Origin of the sequence: Paraburkholderia caffeinilytica, assembly GCF_051027425.1 — a bacterium.
In the GTDB taxonomy this organism is placed as follows: Bacteria; Pseudomonadota; Gammaproteobacteria; order Burkholderiales; family Burkholderiaceae; genus Paraburkholderia; species Paraburkholderia caffeinilytica_A.
The window spans coordinates 2,179,706-2,199,713 of the sequence record NZ_CP186553.1; the positions used below are offsets into that span (position 1 = coordinate 2,179,706).

Annotated in this window: 18 protein-coding genes; 10 read left to right on the forward strand and 8 right to left on the reverse strand. The window is 60.8% G+C overall.

From position 1 onward, the window contains the following. Nucleotides 1-91 precede the first annotated feature (91 nt). Nucleotides 92-1,174, forward strand: coding sequence for a GlxA family transcriptional regulator (locus tag ACOSV0_RS30170; protein WP_434110873.1), 1,083 nt, complete (start codon nt 92-94; stop codon nt 1,172-1,174). A 106-nt stretch (nt 1,175-1,280) separates the two neighbouring features. Here the strand turns inward: ACOSV0_RS30170 and ACOSV0_RS30175 are convergent, their stop codons facing one another. The 4 genes from ACOSV0_RS30175 to ACOSV0_RS30190 form a co-directional block, all read right to left on the reverse strand. Then, nucleotides 1,281-2,216: a choline ABC transporter substrate-binding protein gene (locus tag ACOSV0_RS30175; RefSeq protein ID WP_434110875.1), complete on the reverse strand. Its 936-nt coding sequence runs from the start codon at nt 2,214-2,216 to the stop codon at nt 1,281-1,283. Nucleotides 2,217-2,337: 121 nt separating this feature from the next. Beyond that, a complete protein-coding gene (locus ACOSV0_RS30180; protein WP_434110877.1) occupies nt 2,338-3,336 on the reverse strand; it encodes a GlxA family transcriptional regulator in 999 nt (332 codons plus the stop codon). A gap of 7 nt (nt 3,337-3,343) precedes the next feature. Next, complete coding sequence (choW, locus tag ACOSV0_RS30185) at nt 3,344-4,246, reverse strand: choline ABC transporter permease subunit (protein WP_434110879.1); 903 nt, start codon at nt 4,244-4,246, stop codon at nt 3,344-3,346. Then, nucleotides 4,239-5,417 carry a quaternary amine ABC transporter ATP-binding protein gene (locus ACOSV0_RS30190; protein ID WP_434110881.1) on the reverse strand — a complete coding sequence of 393 codons (1,179 nt, stop codon included), beginning with the start codon at nt 5,415-5,417 and terminating at the stop codon, nt 4,239-4,241. The genes choW and ACOSV0_RS30190 overlap by 8 nt, the downstream gene beginning before the upstream one ends. A gap of 975 nt (nt 5,418-6,392) precedes the next feature. On the opposite strand from ACOSV0_RS30190, the gene ACOSV0_RS30195 reads away from it, so the two are divergent. Further along, nucleotides 6,393-6,707 (forward strand): hypothetical protein, encoded by a 315-nt coding sequence (locus tag ACOSV0_RS30195; RefSeq protein WP_434110883.1) that lies wholly within the window; start codon nt 6,393-6,395, stop codon nt 6,705-6,707. Between the two features lie 102 nt (nt 6,708-6,809). Here ACOSV0_RS30195 and ACOSV0_RS30200 read toward each other — a convergent pair whose 3' ends face one another. Further along, nucleotides 6,810-7,922: a hypothetical protein gene (locus ACOSV0_RS30200; RefSeq protein ID WP_434110885.1), complete on the reverse strand. Its 1,113-nt coding sequence runs from the start codon at nt 7,920-7,922 to the stop codon at nt 6,810-6,812. A 502-nt stretch (nt 7,923-8,424) separates the two neighbouring features. Between ACOSV0_RS30200 and ACOSV0_RS30205 the strand changes: the two genes are divergently transcribed. Beyond that, nucleotides 8,425-8,700, forward strand: coding sequence for a hypothetical protein (locus ACOSV0_RS30205; protein WP_434110886.1), 276 nt, complete (start codon nt 8,425-8,427; stop codon nt 8,698-8,700). Between the two features lie 133 nt (nt 8,701-8,833). Here the strand turns inward: ACOSV0_RS30205 and ACOSV0_RS30210 are convergent, their stop codons facing one another. Together ACOSV0_RS30210 and ACOSV0_RS30215 are read right to left on the reverse strand one after the other, a co-directional pair. Further along, nucleotides 8,834-10,129 (reverse strand): MFS transporter, encoded by a 1,296-nt coding sequence (locus tag ACOSV0_RS30210; protein ID WP_434110887.1) that lies wholly within the window; start codon nt 10,127-10,129, stop codon nt 8,834-8,836. 167 nt (nt 10,130-10,296) lie between these two features. Further along, complete coding sequence (locus tag ACOSV0_RS30215; RefSeq protein WP_434110889.1) at nt 10,297-11,391, reverse strand: tartrate dehydrogenase; 1,095 nt, start codon at nt 11,389-11,391, stop codon at nt 10,297-10,299. 157 nt (nt 11,392-11,548) lie between these two features. Between ACOSV0_RS30215 and ACOSV0_RS30220 the strand changes: the two genes are divergently transcribed. After that, the gene (locus ACOSV0_RS30220) at nt 11,549-12,460 is read left to right on the forward strand and encodes a LysR family transcriptional regulator (protein ID WP_434110891.1); all 912 of its coding nucleotides are present in this window, start codon (nt 11,549-11,551) and stop codon (nt 12,458-12,460) included. A 474-nt stretch (nt 12,461-12,934) separates the two neighbouring features. Continuing rightward, nucleotides 12,935-14,026 carry a porin gene (locus ACOSV0_RS30225; RefSeq protein WP_434110893.1) on the forward strand — a complete coding sequence of 364 codons (1,092 nt, stop codon included), beginning with the start codon at nt 12,935-12,937 and terminating at the stop codon, nt 14,024-14,026. A gap of 67 nt (nt 14,027-14,093) precedes the next feature. On the opposite strand, the gene ACOSV0_RS30230 is transcribed toward ACOSV0_RS30225, so the two are convergent. Further along, a complete protein-coding gene (locus tag ACOSV0_RS30230) occupies nt 14,094-14,861 on the reverse strand; it encodes a class II aldolase/adducin family protein (protein WP_434110895.1) in 768 nt (255 codons plus the stop codon). Nucleotides 14,862-15,416: 555 nt separating this feature from the next. Between ACOSV0_RS30230 and ACOSV0_RS30235 the strand changes: the two genes are divergently transcribed. The 5 genes from ACOSV0_RS30235 to ACOSV0_RS30255 all read left to right on the forward strand — a co-directional run bounded on the left by ACOSV0_RS30235 (nt 15,417) and on the right by ACOSV0_RS30255 (nt 20,007). Continuing rightward, entirely contained in the window at nt 15,417-16,280 is an 864-nt protein-coding gene (locus ACOSV0_RS30235; RefSeq protein WP_434115888.1) for a branched-chain amino acid ABC transporter permease, read from the forward strand. 8 nt (nt 16,281-16,288) lie between these two features. After that, entirely contained in the window at nt 16,289-17,299 is a 1,011-nt protein-coding gene (locus ACOSV0_RS30240) for a branched-chain amino acid ABC transporter permease (protein ID WP_434110896.1), read from the forward strand. Continuing rightward, nucleotides 17,292-18,056: an ABC transporter ATP-binding protein gene (locus ACOSV0_RS30245; protein WP_434110897.1), complete on the forward strand. Its 765-nt coding sequence runs from the start codon at nt 17,292-17,294 to the stop codon at nt 18,054-18,056. Before ACOSV0_RS30240 ends, ACOSV0_RS30245 begins: the two co-directional genes overlap by 8 nt. Continuing rightward, complete coding sequence (locus tag ACOSV0_RS30250) at nt 18,043-18,750, forward strand: ABC transporter ATP-binding protein (protein WP_169488803.1); 708 nt, start codon at nt 18,043-18,045, stop codon at nt 18,748-18,750. The genes ACOSV0_RS30245 and ACOSV0_RS30250 overlap by 14 nt, the downstream gene beginning before the upstream one ends. Nucleotides 18,751-18,822: 72 nt before the next feature. Next, on the forward strand, nt 18,823-20,007 hold the full coding sequence (locus tag ACOSV0_RS30255; protein ID WP_434110899.1) for an ABC transporter substrate-binding protein: 1,185 nt from the start codon (nt 18,823-18,825) through the stop codon (nt 20,005-20,007). Nucleotide 20,008 lies beyond the last annotated feature (1 nt).

Sequence of the window (20,008 nt, forward strand, 5' to 3'; positions counted from 1 at the left end):
AATGGCCCGCTCATTGATCATTGGCCTGATGAAGCGGCCGCCATCCCCGGTGCTATGCTTGAATCAACCTTTTCCCTTGCTGGCTGCATGCATGAATTCCGCTGAACCGCTTTCCCTTCAATCGATCGACGGCCCCTCGAAGCAGCGCATCCGCTTCGGCATCATCCTGCTGCCGAATTTCACGCTGACGGCGTTCTCGGGTTTCGTCGACCTGCTGCGCCTGTCCGCGGATGAAGGCGACTTCAGCAAACCCGTGCGCTGTTCGTGGAGCGTGATAGGGGAAACCCTCGCTCCGGTGCGCGCGAGTTGCGGCATCCAGATCACGCCGTGGGAAACGTTCGACAACGCCGAGCCGTTCGATTACGTCGTCGTGGTAGGCGGCCTGCTGCATTCCGGCCCCGCCGCGAACGAAGCGACGCTGGCGTTCATCCGCCGCGCGGCTGCCACCGATGCAACGCTCGTCGGCATGTGCACCGGCGTGTTTTCGCTGATGCGCGCAGGCGTGCTGGACGGCCACCGCATCTGCGTGAGCTGGTTTCACTACTGGGATTTCATCGAGCGCTTTCCGGCGGTCAATGAGGAAGCGCTGGTGGCGGACCGCCTGTTTGTGATCGACCGTCGCCGCATTACGTGCTCGGGTGGACGAGCGTCGATCGACGTGGCGGCCGCGATTCTGCTGCGCCACTTTGAAACGGCCACGGTGCAGAAGGCGCTGCGGATTCTGCTGGTGGACGATATGCAGAAGGGTAATGCGCCGCAGCCGCATCCACCGGGACTGGCGCCCGCTGCGCATCCGAAGGTGAAGCGCGCAATCTTGCTGATGGAGCAGCATGTGGGGCGATCGTTATCGCTCGATGAACTGGCGCGCAAACTCGATTTGTCGCCACGTCAGCTCGAGCGGCTCTTCAAGGCGCAAACCGGTAAGGCACCGCAGGCATACGCGAAGCAGGTGCGTTTGCGCACCGCCGCCTGGCTGCTGACGAGTTCGGATAAGACAGTGGCGGATATCGCGTCGAGCTGCGGCTTTTCCGATGCCTCGCATCTGGGACGCGAATTCCGCAAGCAGTTCGGCCTGCCGCCGATGATGTACCGCGAGCAACGCGGTACGGCAGCCGAAGCGGAAGATAGCGGTGGATATGACGAGACTTTTCCGGGGCGGGCTCAGGCGATCTGAGCGCGGCGTTTGCCGTCCGGATTTTGCAGCGCTGAATTGATAGGTCAGGTCTTGCAGCCCCGCTTTCGCGCCGCCACAGCGGCGCGAAAGCCCGAACTCTCAAGCGTCACTTACCCGCTACATAAGCCTTCACAGCCGGCAACCCATCCTTGCCGTCAAACGTCTTCACGCCCGCCAGCCACTTGTCGAGCACACCAGGATTCGCCTTCAGCCAATCCTTCGCGGCCTTGTTCGGATCCGTCTTGTTCATGATCGGCAGCATCACGTGATTCTCGATATCCGTCGTGAATTGCAGGTTCGACACCAGCTTCGCGACATTCGGGCAACGCGTCGAGTAATCGCTCGGAACAACGGTCAGCACTTTCGCCTCACCGTAGTTCGGGCCGAACACGTCGTCGCCACCGGACAGATAATCGATCTTCATCTGCACGTTCATCGGATGCGGTTCCCAGCCGAGAAACACGATCGGTTTCTTGTCGCGAACCGCGCGATTTACTTCGACCAGCATGCCCGCCTCGCTCGACTCCACCAGCTTGAACTTGCCAAGGCCGTACTGGTTGCTGTCGATCATTTTCTTGATCAACGCATTGCCGTCGTTACCCGGTTCGATGCCATAGATCTTGCCGTCGAGCTTGTCGTAGTTCTTCGCAATGTCGGTGAAGGTTTTGATACCCGCCTGATACGCGTAGTCCGGCACGGCCAGCGTGTATTTCGCGCCGGTCAGATTCGGCGTGGGCAGCACGGTAAGCTGGCCGGCCTTTTTGAACGGATCGATCATCGGATCCATGGTCGGCGACCAGTAGCCGAGGAATACGTCGATCTGCTTGCTCTTCACACCCGCGAAGGTGATCGGCACCGAGGCGATGGTCTTGGTCGGCTTGTAGCCGAGCCCTTCGAGCACCGTCGAGGCAAGACCGGTAGTCGCCGCGATATCGGTCCAGCCGACATCGGCAAACCGGACGTCCCGGCAAGTGGCCGGTTCCGCAGCAAGGACAGACGACACCGACAGCGCGCACAACGACGCAGCCAACAGAAGTTTCATGGCGTTCCCTTAGGGTGATTGATGCTTGACTGGTTTTATTAAAAGGATTTTCAGGTGCGGTTTTTTACGCGGACTTCATTAACATCAACTCTTTAACGCCGACTCGTCTGCGCCGATTCTTCTACGCCGAAAGCCGCCGCTCGACGCTCGGCGCATGACCGAACTGCGCGCGGTAAGCCTTGCTGAAATGACACGGCGAATGAAAGCCGCACACAGCCGTTACCCGCGCGATCGACGCATCCGTATTGCGCAGCAGTTCACGCGCCCGGCGCAAACGCAGCGTCAGGTAATAGTGCGTTGGCGACACGCTCAGAAACATCTTGAACATGCGCTGCAAATGACGCTGCGACAGATGCACGAGCCGCGCGAGTTCATCGAGCGACAACGGTTCTTCGATATTCGCTTCCATCAGGCGCACCACTTCGATCAGTTCCGCTCGCGAGAAACCGACCCGCGCGTCGACGGGAATATGCTGGTAATCGGTCGAGCCGCGAATCCGTTCGACGATGAACTGCTCGGACACTTGCGCCGCGACCGCGTGCCCCAGGCGCATGCCGACCAGGTTCAGCATCAGATCGAGCGGCGCGGTGCCGCCGGTGCAAGTCATCCGGTCACGGTCGATCACGAACAGTTCATCGGCAAAACGCACGTGCGGATAACTCTTGTGCAACGGCGACATGTCTTCCCAATGCACGGTACAGCGATACCCGTCGAGCAGATTTGCCGCCAGCAACGCATACGGTCCCGTGCAAATGCCGCCAAGCGGAATACCTTTCAACGCGACCTCCCGCAGCAAGGCAATGATCGTATCGTCCACGTAGTCGCGCACGTGCCAGCCGGCGCAGACGATCAGCACATCCGGCATGCCCGCTTCGGCCAACGTCGTGGTCGGCTTCACGGTGATGCCGTTGCTCGCTCGCGCCGGCTCGCCGTCCGGCGTAATCACCGACCACGTGTAGTGCTGCGCGCGGCCCACGTAATTTGCCATGCGCAGCACTTCGACCGCGCTCGTGAAGGCGATCATCGAAAAATTCGGCAGCGTCAGAAAGCCGAAGTGTGCGAGTCTGGACAGCGGCGAATCGGATTGAACCTCGACAGGAGAGATCGCGTCGCGCTTCATAGGCGGCTCAGCCGTGCTGCGCCGCCGGCGCCCTGCGCACCTTCATGACACTGCGCAGACCCGACAGCAAGGGTGCCCGCGCCGTGCCCGGCGTGCGGCCAAAGCTTTCCGTGATGCGGTCGAGAATGATCGCGAGCATCACCACTGAAAGTCCACTTTCGAAACCGAGCCCGATATCGAGCCGCTGAATACTTGCGAGCACGTCGTTGCCGAGACCGCCCGCGCCTACCATCGAGGCGATGATCACCATCGAAAGCGCCATCATGATGGTCTGGTTCACGCCGGTCATGATCGACGGCAGCGCGTTCGGAAACTGCACCTTGTAGAGCAACTGCAGGGGCGTGCAACCGAACGCCTGCCCTGCTTCGACGATTTCGCGATTCACGTGCTTGATGCCGAGCGACGTGAGGCGCACAGCAGGCGGCATGGCGAAGATCACCGTGGAGAGGATCCCCGGCACGCGGCCGAGACCGAACAGCATCGCCGCCGGAATCAGGTAGACGAACGCCGGCATGGTCTGCATCAGATCGAGCACGGGGCGCACGATCGTTTCGACGGTGCGGCTCTTTGCGGTCCAGATGCCGAGCGGCACGCCGAGCAGCAGGCTGATCAAGGTCGACGAGAGCGTGAGGCCGAGCGTGATCACCATCTGATCCCAGAAGCCGGTGCCGTAGATCAGCAGCATCGCCAGCAAGGTGAACAGTGCGAAACGCCAGCCCACCCGCCACAAACCGACACCCACGAAGAATGCCATCAGCGCCCACATCGGCACCGCTTGCAGGCCATGTTCGATCAGCGCGGCAAAACTCTCGATGACCTTGCCGATGGAATCGAAGGTTTTTGCGTCGTGGTCGAGCAGGTAGTGAACGCCGTGATCGACCCAGGCGCCAAGTGGAATGACTTCAGACATGGGAACCTCGATGGCGCGTGAGAACGTTCAGCACGTTCGTCTTGTTGACCGAACCGCAATAGGAGCCGTCCGCTTCGACGACCGGCAGCGGCGCGCGGCTCGCCACCACGCGTTCGACGACGTCGTCCAGAGGCGTGGTGCGGCGGATGCATTCGATATGATTGAGCTGCGGCGATGCGCTGCCCATCGCGTCGCGGCACACGAAGCCGCGGATCTTGCGCTCGCCGTCGAGCACGAACGCGTATTCGGCGCTGCCGTTGAGCGTCGCGGCCACGCTCGAGGCATCGATCTGCGGCGAGTGCTGCATGAGCGGCACGGCGTCCGTCTGCATCAGGTCGCCGGCCGTCAGATAGCGGCTGGTGTCGATGCCTTCGAAGAACGCGCGCACGTAGTCGTCGGCGGGATTGGTGATGATCTGCTGCGGCGTGCCGACCTGGACGACCTTGCCGCCTTCCATGATCGCGATCCGGGTGCCGATGCGCATCGCTTCTTCCAGATCGTGCGAGACGAACAGGATGGTGCGCTGCTGCTCGCGTTGCAGATCGAGCAGCACGTTCTGCATTTCCTTGCGTTTGAGCGGATCGAGCGCGGAGAACGCTTCGTCCATGATCATCAGCGACGGGTTGACCGCCAGCGCCCGCGCCAGCCCCACGCGTTGCTGCATGCCGCCGGACAGTTGGGCCGGCAGCTTTTCCGCAAACGGCGCGAGACCGACCTGTTCGAGCACGGTCATGGCGCGCTTCTCGCGCTCCTTCTTGCCGACGCCCGCCACTTCCAGCCCGAACGCCGCGTTGGACAGCACCGTGCGCTGCGGCATCAGCGCGAAGGACTGGAACACCATGCTCATGTCCTTGCGGCGCAGCGCCGTCAATTCCGCGCGCGGCACGCTGGCCACGTCGCGGCCGTCGATCAGCACTTTGCCGGCCGTCGGCTCGACGAGACGATTGATCAGGCGAATCAGCGTCGACTTGCCGGAGCCCGAGAGGCCCATCAGCACGAAGATCTCGCCTTCCTTGACTTCGAACGATACGTTATGGACGCCGACTATCTGACCGGTGCGCGCGAACACTTCCTCTTTCGTGGCGCCGCCTGCCAGCATGCCGATCGCCTGTTTCGGGTTGGTGCCGAACACTTTGCACAGCCCTTCAACCACGACCTTGGGGGAATTCATTGAATGCTCTCCTTTGTCGACTGCAGTTAGCGCTTTAGCGCTTACTGCAGTCCCATGCAAAGCTGTCGACCGGAGTTAGCGCTTCAGCACTTACTCCGGTCCCATGCAAAGCTGTCGACTGCAGTTAGCGCTTTAGCTGTCGGCCGGAGTTGGCGCTTTAGCGCTTACTCCGGGCCCATGCAAAGCTCCTACTGCGGTCCCATGCAAGACAGTTGCTGCGGTGGCGGACGTCCGTCCGCGCTGTGCATACATAGTTGCCAGAAAAAAGTACGCCTAGCCGACTATTTGCGACAACCACATGTGGAAATGCGACACCGTTGTCGCGCGGACGCCGCCAGACGGTCGGCAAACCCTTGCTGGATAAGGCTTTTCGGGGCGATGTGGGGGGCAACCGGGCGTGTCGCGCCAGAGCAAGTGAATGCGGTTTGGCGGAGAAAACAGCTATGTCAGGGCAGTGAAAGCCGCACTTGCCGCAGCGCAGCAAGCGCGCAGTTGCGCTCAACGGGCGCCGTTGCGCACCCGTCGGAGCACCCGACGATCAATGAGTCGATGCTCAATTTCGTGCGCGAACAGCCTGCAGCAGACGGTCCGCCCGCGAAAAATACCAGATCGCAATGCCGCCCAGCACCGGGTACATGCACCACAGGCGCGCGAGCGCCCAAGCTTCAGCAGAAAAACCCATTGCATTCCCCGATCAAACGTGGATATCAGCCGGCAAGATTTGACATGGCACGACCGGGCTATTGATTGCCGGTTCGTGACGAAAACAGCATCGCTGGTTTGGATGCAGCGGGGAGAAACCGGAGGTCTAGCCGGTTTATGGTGCACGTGAATCATTATGGCAACCTTAAGGCTGCGCAGCGTTACTCCGTGTTACCAATCTAGCATCCCTCTTGCACCTGCGAACCGCGGCTCTGCCTACACTGCGCACCATCTTCACTATCATCGCCTGCAACCGCCAGGCGACACGAAAAAATGCGCAAGAACCTATTATCAGCGATTCTCGGCGGCGCGATATTGATGGTTTCCACAATCGCTTCCGCCCACGTCGACGTAGGCATCGGCATTGGCATTCCCGGGCCGGTTTTCGTGCCCGCGCAACCGGCCTATATCGCGCCTCCGCCGGTCGTCTACGCGCCCGCGCCCGTCGTGGAATATGGCTACGGCGACGATTGGCGTGCCCGTGAGTGGCACGAGCGGCAGGAATGGCGCGAACGGCAGTGGCGCCACCATGAGCATGAAGAGCACGAGCGCGAATGGCACGAGCGTCACGGCTGGGATGAGGATTGAGACATGAGGCGGCGGTAAGGGCCTACCGGCAACGGACCCGTTGTGCCGCCGGCCGCCTCAGAAAACTCACTGAACTCACTGAGGCGAGCCTTGCGGGCTACCTTACTGAGCGACGAAGAGCATACCGTGCGGATCCTGCAGCGCGGAGGCACTGCCGATACCCGCCACGACGGGCGTGAGGTGGCCCGACTTCACGTCCAGTTGCATCACCTGCCCCTGGCCCGCGCTGTACGCGTCGCCCTGCCTGAACGGCGCATCGACGCGATACGTCGTGTTGTAAGCATCGGTAAACAGCATGAATGTCTTTCCCGTCGAGCCTGGCGCCGGGACAAAACGCGTATCGTCCACTGGGTAGACCGGACCATCCTTATCGCTGTACAGCGTGAGCGTCAGGACACTGACGCTCTGGGCGGGTCCAGGATTGCTGATGAACACGAGTTTGCCGTCCGCCTGGCTATCCAGCACAAGCTTCCCCGACGGGTCGATGGCCAGGGAATCCGGATCGGTCAGGGTCAACGTCACCGGCTGATTGAACGTCGGGTTCGCTGCGCCGCCTATGGATGGCGTCACGTCGATCGCCTGGGCGTTGCCGGCCAGCACCGGCGTCACGTCGAAGGTGGAACCGTTGGCATTCAGCGTGAGCGCAACGACGGTCGGGCCCACGCCCGGAGTCGTGGGCGCCGAAGCACTCACGTACACGACACCGTTGATGAGTTGCATGTCGTCGTAGCCGCCGCCGTGCAAGGTGGGATTGACCGTAGCCTGATAGGTCTTCTGAGCGCCCGTGGCCAGGTCGATGATAGTCAACTCGGGATTGCCGTCTTCATTCGCCATTGCCCATAGCGTGTTCGTGTCGCTGCGCGCCATCAGGCCGTCCACGTGGCCCGGTACCGTAAAGGTTTTCTGAGCGTTTCCGTTCAGATCGTACTGCACGACCTGGTTGGTGATGCCGGGCACCGAGCCGTCCTTCACTTCCCCGGCGTTCTGATACCCGATGAATATGCTGGAACCCATCTGCACGATCGAATCCGGCCTTTGCGTGGTTGAAGGTGCTTTTGCGAATACAGCCAGCGAATAACCGGTGGCGGTTGCCGTGTTGGGAACCGGCGTTGCCGCTGCCACTGCCGCCGCCGCGTTCGGATTACTCACGCCTCCGCCACACGCTGAAAGCACCAATACAGCCGAAATCATCAAAGCAATGGAAGTCTTTTTCATTTTAAAGGTGTCCTGATTAAATATATCTTTTCTTCGTCAAGGAAACGACATCCCTCTATCACACCTGTACAGTAAAAACCAAAACCGTATAAACCGGCGGTTTCACTTTAACGGCTGGAAATGTCAATCGAATGACGTTGCGAAGTGCAGGCACACCTTGAAAGAATTTATTTTGTTGAACGAATCGCTGGACTTCTCCTTCTCGCCCACTCGATGGAAACTACTTGTTCACCACTTAAGGGACGCTTAAGTGGGTAAGTTTTCGAGGCAAAAAAAAAGCCGCTTTTGCAAGCGGCCGTACTCATGGAACTTCTTGATCTCTTAAGACATGCTTATGCATGACCTCCTCAGCGCACAAATGATTCGTATTCTTCGCGCTTCGAAATACAGAATAAAATTGTTTGTGATCAGCTAAGGAGAAGCTAAGCAAAGCTGCTTACTCTGTGGACACGCATCGGCCGAAATGACCGGCGCGGCACCATCACTCTTTTGGAGAACCACAGTGAAAGCACTCAAACACATCATGCTCGTTGCTTCGATCCTCGCCATCCCGGCCTTGTCGTTTGCCCAGCAGATGAACCCGCCGATGAACGACACAACATCTGCACCCGCCGTCTCGATGCACGACACGCAGAACAATCAGCCGGGTACGCAGTATCGGCAGCCTTCACGCACAACATCCGGCGACAGCTCGGGTTACGGCGCGCCTGCCACAAGCTTTTCGCAATCCTCGTCGATGCATTTCACGGGCAAGAACTCGCGAACGTACAACCATTGAATACGCGCGACGATGCCCCGCACGTTCGCGCCGTCCCCTTGCTGTCCATCACTCGCAGCAGGTCAGTGGATAAGAAGCGGCACGGGAGCGGGGCACGTCGTCAATCAGACAACCGACCGGGAAACCGGCGAGATCATTGCGGCGCCGGCGCCGCCCGATATCCTCGCCGGCCGACAGCCAACGCGAGCATGGCCGATACCGCGAGACTCGCCGCCACCACATAAAGCCCGGCAGCATAGCCACCCGTCACGCTCTTCAGCCAGCCAATCGCAAACGGGCCGACAAAGCCGCCAAGGTTGCCGATCGAGTTGATCATCGCAATACCGGCCGCCGCGCCGGCGCCCGAGAGAAAAGTACTCGGCATGGCCCACAACGGCGCCTTGGCCGCGCTAATGCCCACGTTCACGAGAATCAAGGCCAGCACCACCGCAACGATCGTGTCCGCAGAACCCGCCCATGCGAGTCCGATACCCGCCGCAACGCACGGAATCACCACGTGCCACGTGCGTTCGCCAGTGCGGTCCGAATGGCGAGCCCACATCACCATGCCGATCACAGCCAGCACGCTGGGAATCGCATTCAACGCACCGGTGCCAAGCGCGCTAAAACCGAATTGACGAATGATCAGCGGCGCCCACAACCCGAGCGTATAAAGACCCGCCGACGTGCCGAAGTAAATCATCGACATGATCCATACGCGCGGGTCGCGCAGTGCCGCGAGCGCACCGGCCGCATGCCCTGCCTGCGATTCGCGTCCCGCGCGTTCTTCGCGCAAGGTCGCGATGAGCCACGCTTTTTCATCCGCGGCGAGCCATGTCGCTTTTTCTGGCGAATCGGTGAGCGCTTTCAACACCACGAACCCGAGCACGACGGCAGGAATCGCTTCGATGATGAAGAGCCATTGCCAGTCTTTCAATCCGAACAGCGCCGGCATCTGCATGATGGCACCTGAAATGGGCGAGCCGATTGCCGTCGACAACGGTGCGGCCGCCATGAATGCAGCCGCCGCAACCGCGCGCTGCCGTGCGGGAAACCACTGGCTGAGATAAAGAATGATGCCGGGAAAGAAACCGGCTTCGGCCACACCGAGCAGAAAACGCAGCGTATAGAACGAGTTCGGTCCGACGACAAACGCGGAAGCCGCCGACACCAGTCCCCACGTCACCATCACGCGTGCGATCCAGATGCGCGCCCCGACCTTGTTCAGAATCAGGTTCGAAGGCACTTCGAATAGAAAGTACCCGAGAAAGAAAATGCCGCCGCCCAGCCCGAACATGGTCGGCGAGAGTCCGAGGTCCTTGTTCATCGTCAGCGCGGCGAAGCCGACGTTCACTCGATCGAGAAAGCTGACAAAGTAAAGCAGCATGACGAAGGGCAAAATGCGCCACGTCAGCTTGCGAACCACCCGGGCTTGCAATTCATTGGCCATGCCAGTCTCCATTCTTCAAATCGCCCGTGACGTGTTCGTCCGGGCGTTATGTTTTTGTGTGACGTACACGGTTGCGGCGTTTGTGTCGTTTGCGGCGCTTGTGTCGCTTGTGTCGCTTGTGTCGCCTGGGTATTACGCGCGGTATATCGCCCGCGGCGTATTACGCGTCAAGCCGCTTTGAACTCCGCCACCGGTTCCGCTGCGAGGATCGCGCAAACGGCATCGGTCACCTGGACGGTCGTGGCTGTGCCGCCGAGGTCGCCCGTGTGCAACGCCGGGTCAACCGTAATGCGCTCGATCGCATTCATCAATTGGCGCGCGGCGGCTTTCTCGCCGAGATGCTCGAGCATCATCACAACGGACCAGAACGTGCCGACCGGATTGGCGAGACCCTTGCCCATGATGTCGAACGCCGAGCCGTGAATCGGCTCGAACATCGAGGGATAGCGGCGCTCGGGATCGAGATTCGCAGTCGGCGCAATGCCGAGGCTGCCGGCCAGTGCCGCGGCCAGATCGCTGAGAATGTCCGCATGAAGGTTGGTGGCGACGATCGTATCGAGCGTTGCGGGACGATTGACCATGCGGGCGGTTGCAGCGTCGACAAGCTCCTTGTCCCATGCGACGTCGGGAAACTCTTTCGAGACTTCAAGCGCAATCTCGTCCCACATGACCATGGCATGGCGTTGCGCATTGCTCTTGGTGATCACCGTCAGCAACTTGCGCGGCCGCGACTGTGCGAGCCGGAACGCGAAACGGAGAATGCGCTCGACGCCCGCGCGGGTCATCATCGAAACGTCCGTGGCCACCTCGATCGGATGACCCTGATGCGCGCGCCCGCCAACGCCGGAGTACTCACCCTCGGAGTTCTCGCGAACGATCACCCAGTCAAGGTCCTTCGGCCCGCAGCGCTTTAACGGTGCGTCGATGCCGGGAAGGATGCGGGTGGGACGCACGTTCGCGTACTGATCGAAGCCCTGACAGATCTTCAGGCGCAAACCCCAGAGCGTCACGTGATCGGGAATGTGCGGATCGCCCGCGGAGCCGAACAGAATCGCATCCTTGTGACGGATGGCATCCAGGCCGTCGGCCGGCATCATCACACCGTGCTGACGGTAAAAATCGCCGCCCCAATCGAAATTCTCGAACTCGAATCTGAAGGCGTCGCTTCGCGCGGCGATGGCTTCGAGAACCCGTTGGCCGGCAGGCACGACTTCCTTGCCGATGCCGTCGCCGGGAATGGTTGCGATCTGATAGGTCTTCACTGGCGTCTCCATGAGTTTGAACGTATGGCTGCATCCTAGAACGAGGACCGTTCGTGAAAACGCTGCTAGACTCAAAGCATCTTTAACCTACAGTTAATAATGAGCGACTTGCCGGGTTGCTCCGGGTTGCTTATTGGCTCACTCAACCCCACTCAACATGACCTCGTCGATACAACCGGACGACCTCGCCTTCTTCTCCACACTCGCCGCCAGTGGCAGCCTGACGGCGGCCGCGCGCGAACTCGGTTTGAGCACCGCGGCCGTGAGCAAGCATCTGTCGCAGATGGAATCGCGCGCGGGCGTGTCGCTCGTCAACCGCACGACGCGGCGCATGAGCCTCACGCCGGAGGGCGAGCTTTATCTGACACGCGCACGGCGCATCCTGAGCGAAATGGACGACCTGGCGCAGTTGCTCGGCGGCTCGCAAGCGGTGCCGAAAGGGCTGCTGCGCGTGAACGCGACGCTGGGTTTCGGCCGCAGTCACGTGGCGCCGCTGATTTCCCGGTTTGTGCGGCGCTTTCCCGAGGTGGACGTGCAGTTGCAACTCTCCGTCGACCCGCCGCCCATCAGCGACGACGCCTTCGACGTCTGCGTGCGCTTCGGCGAACCGCCGGATGCGCGTGTGATCGCGCGGCGAGTCGCGTCCAATCGGCGGCTGCTTTGCGCCTCGCCTGCATACTTCGCCAAACGGCGCGCACCGCGCAGTCCGGCAGAACTATCGCAACACAATTGCATCGGCATTCGTCAGGGTGGCGATGGCTACGGACTATGGCGTCTGACCAGCGGACGCGGCGCAACCGAAAAGACCGAAACGGTACGCGTGCGCGGCAACCTCACGACTAACGACGGCGAGATCGCAGTGAAGTGGGCACTCGACGGCCACGGCATTCTGATGCGGGCGGAATGGGATATCGCGGAGTACCTCGCCGACGGCCGCCTGATTCACGTACTGCCGGAATACCGCACGCCGGGTGCCGATATTTACGCGGTGTACCCGCAACAGTTGCAAATGACGGCGCGGGTCAAAGCATTCGTCGACATGTTGATAGAAACGCTTGGGGCACGTTGAGACGGCACCCCGAAGTTCTGCAATGCAGAACGCCATCATCAAACACCCGTTCGCCAATTCAAACCGGATAACTCCGCTAACCCCCTTGAATTACAAAGCCTTACGGCACAAATCAAGCACGCTGTTAACGCCAGGTGTTTTCCCTATTTTGGCCTGCATTGCAGTCCAAACGAGCGATTTCCCCCGTTGACACAGAACGAACGGTCGTGCCAAATTGCGCCTGCATCCTGTGCGCAAGCACGCGATCAATGAGCCCATAGCAGCGCCCAGCCGCCCAGCGATCAGGAGACAACCCAGCAGGCAACCGGACCCAAGGCGCACACCAACGAAGTCACTATTTCGCATCCCTTATCAGATTGCGAAGGCACGTTATCGCCCATTGAAATCGTATCGCGCAACGGATCGCCAGAATCTTGCAGCACCCGCATTACTTCGCCAGTTCGATTGATTTCAATAAACAAGGAGACACGAAGCATGCCGGCAAGTCATCGCAATCGGGTAGGAGCCATTCTCGGATTAGCGGGTATGTGTGCATTGGGCGCCGCCCAGTACGCGCATGCGCAAAGCAGCGTCACGCTGTACGGTATCGTCGACGCCTCCCTTCTTTACACCAGCAAAACACTTAACTCGACGACCGGCCAGAACGCGGGCCATCAATACTCGTTCACCGACAGCGGTCTCTCCGGTTCGCGCTTCGGCATGCGTGGCGCTGAAGATCTCGGCGGCAGCATGCGTGCGATCTTCGAACTCGAAAGCGGTATCAGCGTTGCCAATGGCGCGCTCAGCAATTCGAACGGCAATCAATTCGGGCGGCAGGCGTGGGTCGGCATCGACAGCCGCTACGGTACGGTCAAGGCCGGTTTGCAATTCTCGCCCTTCTTCCTCGCGGTATACGACTTCGATCCGCGCGAGATGTCGTACTTCGGCAGCGGCCTCATCACCTACCTCAATAACGTCTACGTGACCGGCCTGTTCAACCCGAACGGCATTTCGTACACGTCGCCGGAAATCGCCGGCCTGCAAGCCAGCGCGATGATGGCCCTGGGCGGCACAGCCGGAAATTTTCAGGCAGGCCGTCAATACTCGGCGAGCCTGCGCTATCACCTCGGTTCGCTGACGGTCGACGCCGCGCTCTATAGCGGCAACGCCGGCGGCAGCGCTGCCTCGATCGCGATTCCGAGCGTAGTCGAGTTCGACGGCCGCGCAATCGGCGCCAGCTACGTGTTCAACAGCCTGACCCTGAAGGCCTCGTACGTACAGTACAAGGTGGCAGGTTCGTTCAACGATCGCGTCTATTCAGGCGGCGCCAGTTATCGCATCACACCGGCGCTGAACGTCGACGCGGGCGTGTGGGTTACGCGCGATGGAAACAACTCGTCGAACAATTCGATACTCGCGTCTGCCGGGGTTGAGTATTCGCTGTCGAAGGCCACCGTCGTGTATGGGCAAGGCGGTTTCGTCACGAACCACGGTTCCATGCACACCGGCCTGTCCGTCAACAACGCGCTGAACGAAGTCACCGGTACCTCGGCCGGCGTGAACGTCGGCATCCGGCACATGTTCTAGCGGGTGCGGAACGCGAGATGCCGGCGTGCCGCGCGAGCGGTGCGCCGGATCATGTGAAATAGCGGCGCTACTGATCGTAGCCGGGATTACGCCGCGTCAACCGACGCAGCAGGCCTGGCCACACCAGATCGGCGCCCTTGCCTTTGCTGACCTGACGCGCCTGTTCGCCCATCGTCTCGATGATCGACTGCGGCACGTCGATCAGCTTGCCGCCTGCTTGCGCGAGAATCTGGATACGACATGACGTTTCGAACAGATACATGGCCTGAAACGCTTCGGCGACGGTACGTCCGCAGGTCAGCAAGCCATGATTGCGCAGCATCATGTAATTGGCGTTACCGAGATCGCTGACCAGCCTCGCCTTTTCCGCGTCGCGCAGCGCGACGCCTTCATAGTCGTGATAGGCGAGGTTCGTCAACACGAAGCCCGATTGCTGCGACAACGGCAGCAAGCCCTCCTGTTGAGCCGCGACGGCGACGCCATAGGCCGTATGCGTATGCAACACGCAATTCACGCTGGGCCGCGCTTCATGCACGGCGCTATGAATCACGAAGCCGGCAGGATTCACGTCGAACGGTGTCGGCATGACGGGGTGGCCCTCATGGTCCACTTTGACCAGACTCGACGCGGTGATTTCTTCGAAGAACAGGCCGTATGGGTTGATCAGAAACTGGTGCTCGTGCCCCGGCACACGTGCCGAAATATGTGTGAACACCAGATCGTCCCAACCGAACAAAGCCACCAGCCGGTACGCGGCGGCAAGGTCGACGCGCGCCTGCCACTCCTCAGGCGACACCATCTGACGAACGCTAGGAATTTCGAGTGCGGAGTTCATGGGCGGGGCACCTTGAGAAAGCGGGGAACGTCGTATTGACGGCCGCGTGGCGAAGCACGCGCGCCGGGATGTATCGAGCGCGTGAGCAGCGGATTAATTTCTGCATTGCAGAATACTGGGGCGTACAAAGCGAAGTCAAGCCGACTTTCCATTTTCACCGACATGGCTTGCGTACGTGATCGACAAGTTTTCGATCTATGCTGAATGCAAGCAACAGTGCGGCTCTTCCGTGATTGGCACATCAGGTATCAAACGTGCGTGCCTGGCGCGCGAGCGATCTAAGTGACTTCCCTAATAATCTGCAATGCAGAACATGCAAATGGAAAAACCTGTTGACGAAAAGTGAACGCCCGTGCCAAATTTCTCTCGCGCCACCGCACATCGCTGTTTGTAGTTTGCCGCCGATGCGTGCGCGTTTCAAACCGTCGATAACAGTCGCCGGATTCAGGCAGCGGCCGTTGTCCCGTCCGTAGTCAGGCGTGCGGCGAAGCGTCCCCGGAAGCACGGGTGACAATTGCATAGCGCGCCCCCGTTGGAGGGTGTGAAAGCGTGGATATGTTTTTGCAGCAGTTTCTCAACGGCTTGACGCTGGGCGGCATCTACAGCCTCGTCGCACTCGGACTCACGCTGGTCTACGGCATTCTGGCGGTGCCGAATTTCGCTCACGGCGCGTTCTACATGGTCGGCGCGTTCGTCTCGTTCTACCTGATGAGCCGGCTCGGCTTGAACTACTGGCTCGCCATGATCGGCTCCGGCGTCGCGGTCGCGGTGCTCGCGATTCTCGCGGAGCGGCTGGTGTTTCATCCGCTGCGCAAATCCTCCGAATTGCATCCGATGATCGCCGCGATCGGCCTTCTACTGTTTCTCGAAGCCGGCGCGCAAGCGATCTGGGGGGCGGACTTTCATCGCATGGCCACGCCCTACGCCGGCATCATCGAACTGGGTGGCGTGACCGCACCGTTGCAGCGCCTGCTGATCATCGGCGCCGCGTTCACGCTGGTGGTGCTGTTGCAACTCTTCCTTAAATACACGGTGGTCGGCTCTAGCATCATCGCGATGGCGCAGGACCGCGAAGGCGCCTCGCTAATGGGCATCGACGCCAACAAGGTGACGATGCTGACCTTCGGCATCTCGGGCCTGCTCGCCGCCGTGGCGGCCACGCTGTACGCGCCGATCAACCTCGTCTATCCGGCCATGGGGCAACTGGTGATCCTGAAGGCCTTCGTGATCATCATTCTCGGCGGCATGGGCAGCGTGCCGGGCGCGATCGTGGGCGGGCTGATCATCGGCATGGCGGAGAGCTTCGGCGCCTTCTATATCTCGACCGATTACAAGGACATCATCGCCTTCGTGCTGCTGGTGGTGATTCTGTCGGTTCGTCCTCAAGGGCTGTTCACCCGGGAACTGCGTGCATCGTGAGATCAGTCATGAAATTATTCGAGGGCAAGCTGGGGTGGACGCTGCTGTTCGTGCTCGGTCTCGTGTTTCCGTTTCTGGCCGGCAACGACTACATGCTCACCGTGATGTCCACCGCCTACATCTTCGCGTTGGCCACCGTCGGGCTGAATCTGATCACCGGCTATACGGGACAGTTCAACCTCGCGCACAGCAGTTTCATGGCCGTGGGCGCGTACACGGTGGGCATTCTCACGGTCGATCATCAGGTGCCGTTCTGGTTCGCGTTTATTGCCTCGGGTGTTGTCGTCGCGATACTGGGCGCGCTGGTCGGCCTCGTGTCGCTGCGTCTGCGTGGCCACTACTTTTCGATTTTCACGCTATGCGTCGGCTACATCATGTTTCTCGTGATCGAGAAATGGGACAGCCTGACGCACGGCGTCACGGACATTGTCGGCATTCCGGCGCCTTCGGGTTTCGGCATCGTCTCGTTTGAAAATCCGCGGCCACTCTATTACCTGGTGTTCGCGTTTCTGGTGCTCGGCGTGTGGCTGATGCATCGCATCGTCAACTCGCTGCTCGGCCGGACCTTCATGGCGATCCGCAATAGCGACGGCCTCGCGCAGTCGCTCGGCATCAACCTGATGCGCAACAAGGTGCTGGCCTTTGTCCTGTCGGTCGTCTATGCAGGGCTCGCGGGCGGTCTTTATGCGGGCTCCGTGCGCTTTCTCGCACCGGACCTGGCCGCCGTCGAGCATACCTTCGACATGACGATGTACATGCTGGTGGGCGGCATCGGCACCCTCGCCGGCCCCTTGCTCGGCGCGCTCGCTATTCCATGGCTCACACAGTATCTGCAATTTCTGCAGGAGTACCGTTTCGTCGTGTTCGGTCCGATCCTGATTCTGCTGGTCATCTTTCTGCCGAACGGTATCGTCGGTTTGTATATGGCGAGAAAGAGCCGGCGCGCGAAACTTACCCTGCCGAAAAACGGCATCGTCGCGCGTCAATCGCAGCCCACGCGCGGAGACCGTCATGCTTGAAATCGACTCGCTCAGCAAACGCTTCGGCGGCCTCATCGCGGTGGACGACGTCAGCACGCATATCGAAGCCGGCAAGATCAACGCGATCATCGGGCCGAACGGCGCGGGCAAAACCACCTTCTTCAATCTGATCAGCGGCACTCATCCGCCGAGCTCGGGGCGCATCGTCTTCAAAGGCCAGGACGTGACGAAGCTGGGCGCCGATCAGATGGCGCGCCTCGGTGTCGCGCGCACGTTTCAATCCACCGCGCTGTTCGACCGGGCCAGCGTGCTCGACAACCTGATCGTCGGCCACCGGCTGCGCACGCGCTCGGGGCTCTGGGACGTGCTGACGCATTCAGCGCGGCTCAGGCAGGAAGAACGCATCTGCCGCGAGAAGGCGCGCGAGGCGTTGGACTTCGTCGGCTTGTCGGCGATGGCGGAACGGATGGCCGGCGACATCTCGCAGGAAGAGCGCAAACGCGCGGCCGTGGCGCTCGCGCTTGCCACCGAACCGAGCCTGATGTTGCTCGACGAACCCGCGGGCGGCGTGAATCCCGAAGAGACCGAGGGCCTCGCCGAACTGATCCGCAAGCTGGTCAGGCACGGCATAACCGTGTGCCTTGTCGAACACAAGATGAACATGATCATGAAGCTCGCCGATCGCATCATGGTGCTGAACTACGGCAAGAAAATTGCTGAAGGCACACCCGCCGAGATTCGCGCGAACCCGGCCGTGATCGACGCCTATCTTGGGAGCGAGCATGCTGAAGTTTGAAAACGTCGCGCTCGATTACGGCAGTTTTCGCGCACTGGACGGCATCAATCTCCACGCGGACGACGGCGAACTGGTGGTGCTGCTCGGCGCCAACGGCGCAGGCAAGAGTTCGATCTTTCTCGCCACGAGCGGTTTGCGCCGCGCCGCAAGCGGCAGCCTGCGGCTTGGCACACGCGAGCTGCTTGGCATGACGCCGGCGCAGATCGTGCGCAGCGGCGTGATTCAGTGCCCCGAAGGCCGCAAGCTGTTTCCGGGCATGTCGGTGCTGAAGAACCTCACGCTCGGCGCCTACGTGCATCGCGGCGACAAAGCCGGCAATCAGCGCAATCTCGACCAGGTGTTCTCGCTCTTCCCGCTTCTCGCGGAACGCAAGGACCATCCGGCCGGCTCGCTATCCGGCGGGCAACAGCAGATGGTGGCAATCGGCCGCGCGATGATGGCTCGGCCCAAGGTGCTGCTGCTCGACGAACCGTCGCTCGGTCTTGCACCGCTGGTCGTCAAGCAGGTGTTCGAGGTGATCCAGCAGATCAATCGCGCGGGCACGACCGTACTGCTCGCCGAACAGAACGCGTTCGCGGCATTGAAGATCGCGCACCGTGCCTATGTCATCGAAAACGGCCGCATCGTGCTCGAGGGCGATCACGCGAGCCTGATGAACAACGAAGCGATCCGGCGCGCTTACGTCGGCGGCTGAACGCGTTTGATGCACGGCCCGTGCAACGAGACCTTGAGTACGGGCACATTTTATAAATCAAAGGAGACACGTATGACGATCAAACGCTTGTGCGGACGGGCCGGCCTGTATGCGGCAGTCGCTACGACCGCGCTCCTGGGCTCGGGCGCCGCGATGGCGCAGCAGGTGGTGCATATCGGCTACTCGGGTCCGTTGAGCGGCGGCGCGGCGAAGTACGGTCAGGAAGTGCTCGAAGGCATGCAGATGGCCGCCGCCGACGTCAATCAGGCCGGCATAGAAGTAGCCGGCAAGAAGATCAAATTCGAAATCGTGCCGCTCGACGACAAGTACAACCCCGCCGAAACCGCGATCAACGCACGCCGTCTCGCGCAGGAACAACAGGCCGCCGTGGTGCTCGTGCCGCATTCGGGCGGCGGCTTTGCGGTGCAGACCAGCAACGAGCAACAGAAATTGCTGCTGCTCTCGTACACCAGCGTGCCGCAGATCAGCGAGCGCGGCAACAAACTCACCGTGCGTATTCCGCCCGCGTTCACGTCGTATCTGAATTCCTTCATCAAGTACGAAATGGCGACGTACGGCAAGAAGGTTGCGCTCGCCGCCACGGATACCGACTACGGCAAGGTCTGGGTTGCGGCATTCAAACCCGCGTGGGAAGCAGCAGGCGGCACAATCGTCGCGGACAATGCCATGTCGTATAACCGTGCCACCGATTTCTACAGCGGTGTGAGCCGCGTACTGGCGGCCAAGCCCGATGTGATGTTTATCGGCGGCCCGTCCGAGCCGACCGGCCTGATTGCGCAGCAGGCGCGCGAGCTCGGCTTCAAGGGCGGCTTTATCGTGATGGATCAGGCCAAGCTCGACGAAGTGGCCAAGGTCACCGGCGGTTATGCGGCGCTGAACGGTGCAATCGGCGTATTGCCGTTGGCCAACGACGACACGCCGAACGCCAAAATGTTTGTGGAACGCTTCCGCAAGACCCATGGCGGGCGGGACCCGAGCCAGGAGGTATCGCTGAACTACACCGCGGTCTACGCAACGGCACTCGCGATGAAGCTGGCCGGTAGCGTCAGCGACGCCACGGCGATCCGCAATCAGTTCGATAAGGCTGTGAAAGCGCTACCGCCGCAGGCGAATCCGCAAAGTGTGACCGGCGTCGACGATCACGGTGGCTTCGTGATCGGCAATCCGATTGCGGCGGTGGTTCAGGGCGGCCAGTTGAAGTCGGCCGCGCTGAGTTCGTTGACAGCGGCGAAGTGAT

Coding starts and splice junctions, on each gene's coding strand:
- ACOSV0_RS30230 (WP_434110895.1), bottom strand. CDS start 14,861: ATGAACTCCGCACTCGAAATTCCTAGCGTTCGTCAGATGGTGTCGCCT.
- ACOSV0_RS30170 (WP_434110873.1), top strand. CDS start 92: ATGAATTCCGCTGAACCGCTTTCCCTTCAATCGATCGACGGCCCCTCG.
- ACOSV0_RS30235 (WP_434115888.1), top strand. CDS start 15,417: ATGTTTTTGCAGCAGTTTCTCAACGGCTTGACGCTGGGCGGCATCTAC.
- ACOSV0_RS30255 (WP_434110899.1), top strand. CDS start 18,823: ATGACGATCAAACGCTTGTGCGGACGGGCCGGCCTGTATGCGGCAGTC.
- ACOSV0_RS30245 (WP_434110897.1), top strand. CDS start 17,292: ATGCTTGAAATCGACTCGCTCAGCAAACGCTTCGGCGGCCTCATCGCG.
- ACOSV0_RS30180 (WP_434110877.1), bottom strand. CDS start 3,336: ATGAAGCGCGACGCGATCTCTCCTGTCGAGGTTCAATCCGATTCGCCG.
- ACOSV0_RS30220 (WP_434110891.1), top strand. CDS start 11,549: ATGACCTCGTCGATACAACCGGACGACCTCGCCTTCTTCTCCACACTC.
- ACOSV0_RS30250 (WP_169488803.1), top strand. CDS start 18,043: ATGCTGAAGTTTGAAAACGTCGCGCTCGATTACGGCAGTTTTCGCGCA.
- ACOSV0_RS30240 (WP_434110896.1), top strand. CDS start 16,289: ATGAAATTATTCGAGGGCAAGCTGGGGTGGACGCTGCTGTTCGTGCTC.
- ACOSV0_RS30210 (WP_434110887.1), bottom strand. CDS start 10,129: ATGGCCAATGAATTGCAAGCCCGGGTGGTTCGCAAGCTGACGTGGCGC.
- ACOSV0_RS30175 (WP_434110875.1), bottom strand. CDS start 2,216: ATGAAACTTCTGTTGGCTGCGTCGTTGTGCGCGCTGTCGGTGTCGTCT.
- choW (WP_434110879.1), bottom strand. CDS start 4,246: ATGTCTGAAGTCATTCCACTTGGCGCCTGGGTCGATCACGGCGTTCAC.
- ACOSV0_RS30195 (WP_434110883.1), top strand. CDS start 6,393: ATGCGCAAGAACCTATTATCAGCGATTCTCGGCGGCGCGATATTGATG.
- ACOSV0_RS30225 (WP_434110893.1), top strand. CDS start 12,935: ATGCCGGCAAGTCATCGCAATCGGGTAGGAGCCATTCTCGGATTAGCG.
- ACOSV0_RS30200 (WP_434110885.1), bottom strand. CDS start 7,922: ATGAAAAAGACTTCCATTGCTTTGATGATTTCGGCTGTATTGGTGCTT.
- ACOSV0_RS30190 (WP_434110881.1), bottom strand. CDS start 5,417: ATGAATTCCCCCAAGGTCGTGGTTGAAGGGCTGTGCAAAGTGTTCGGC.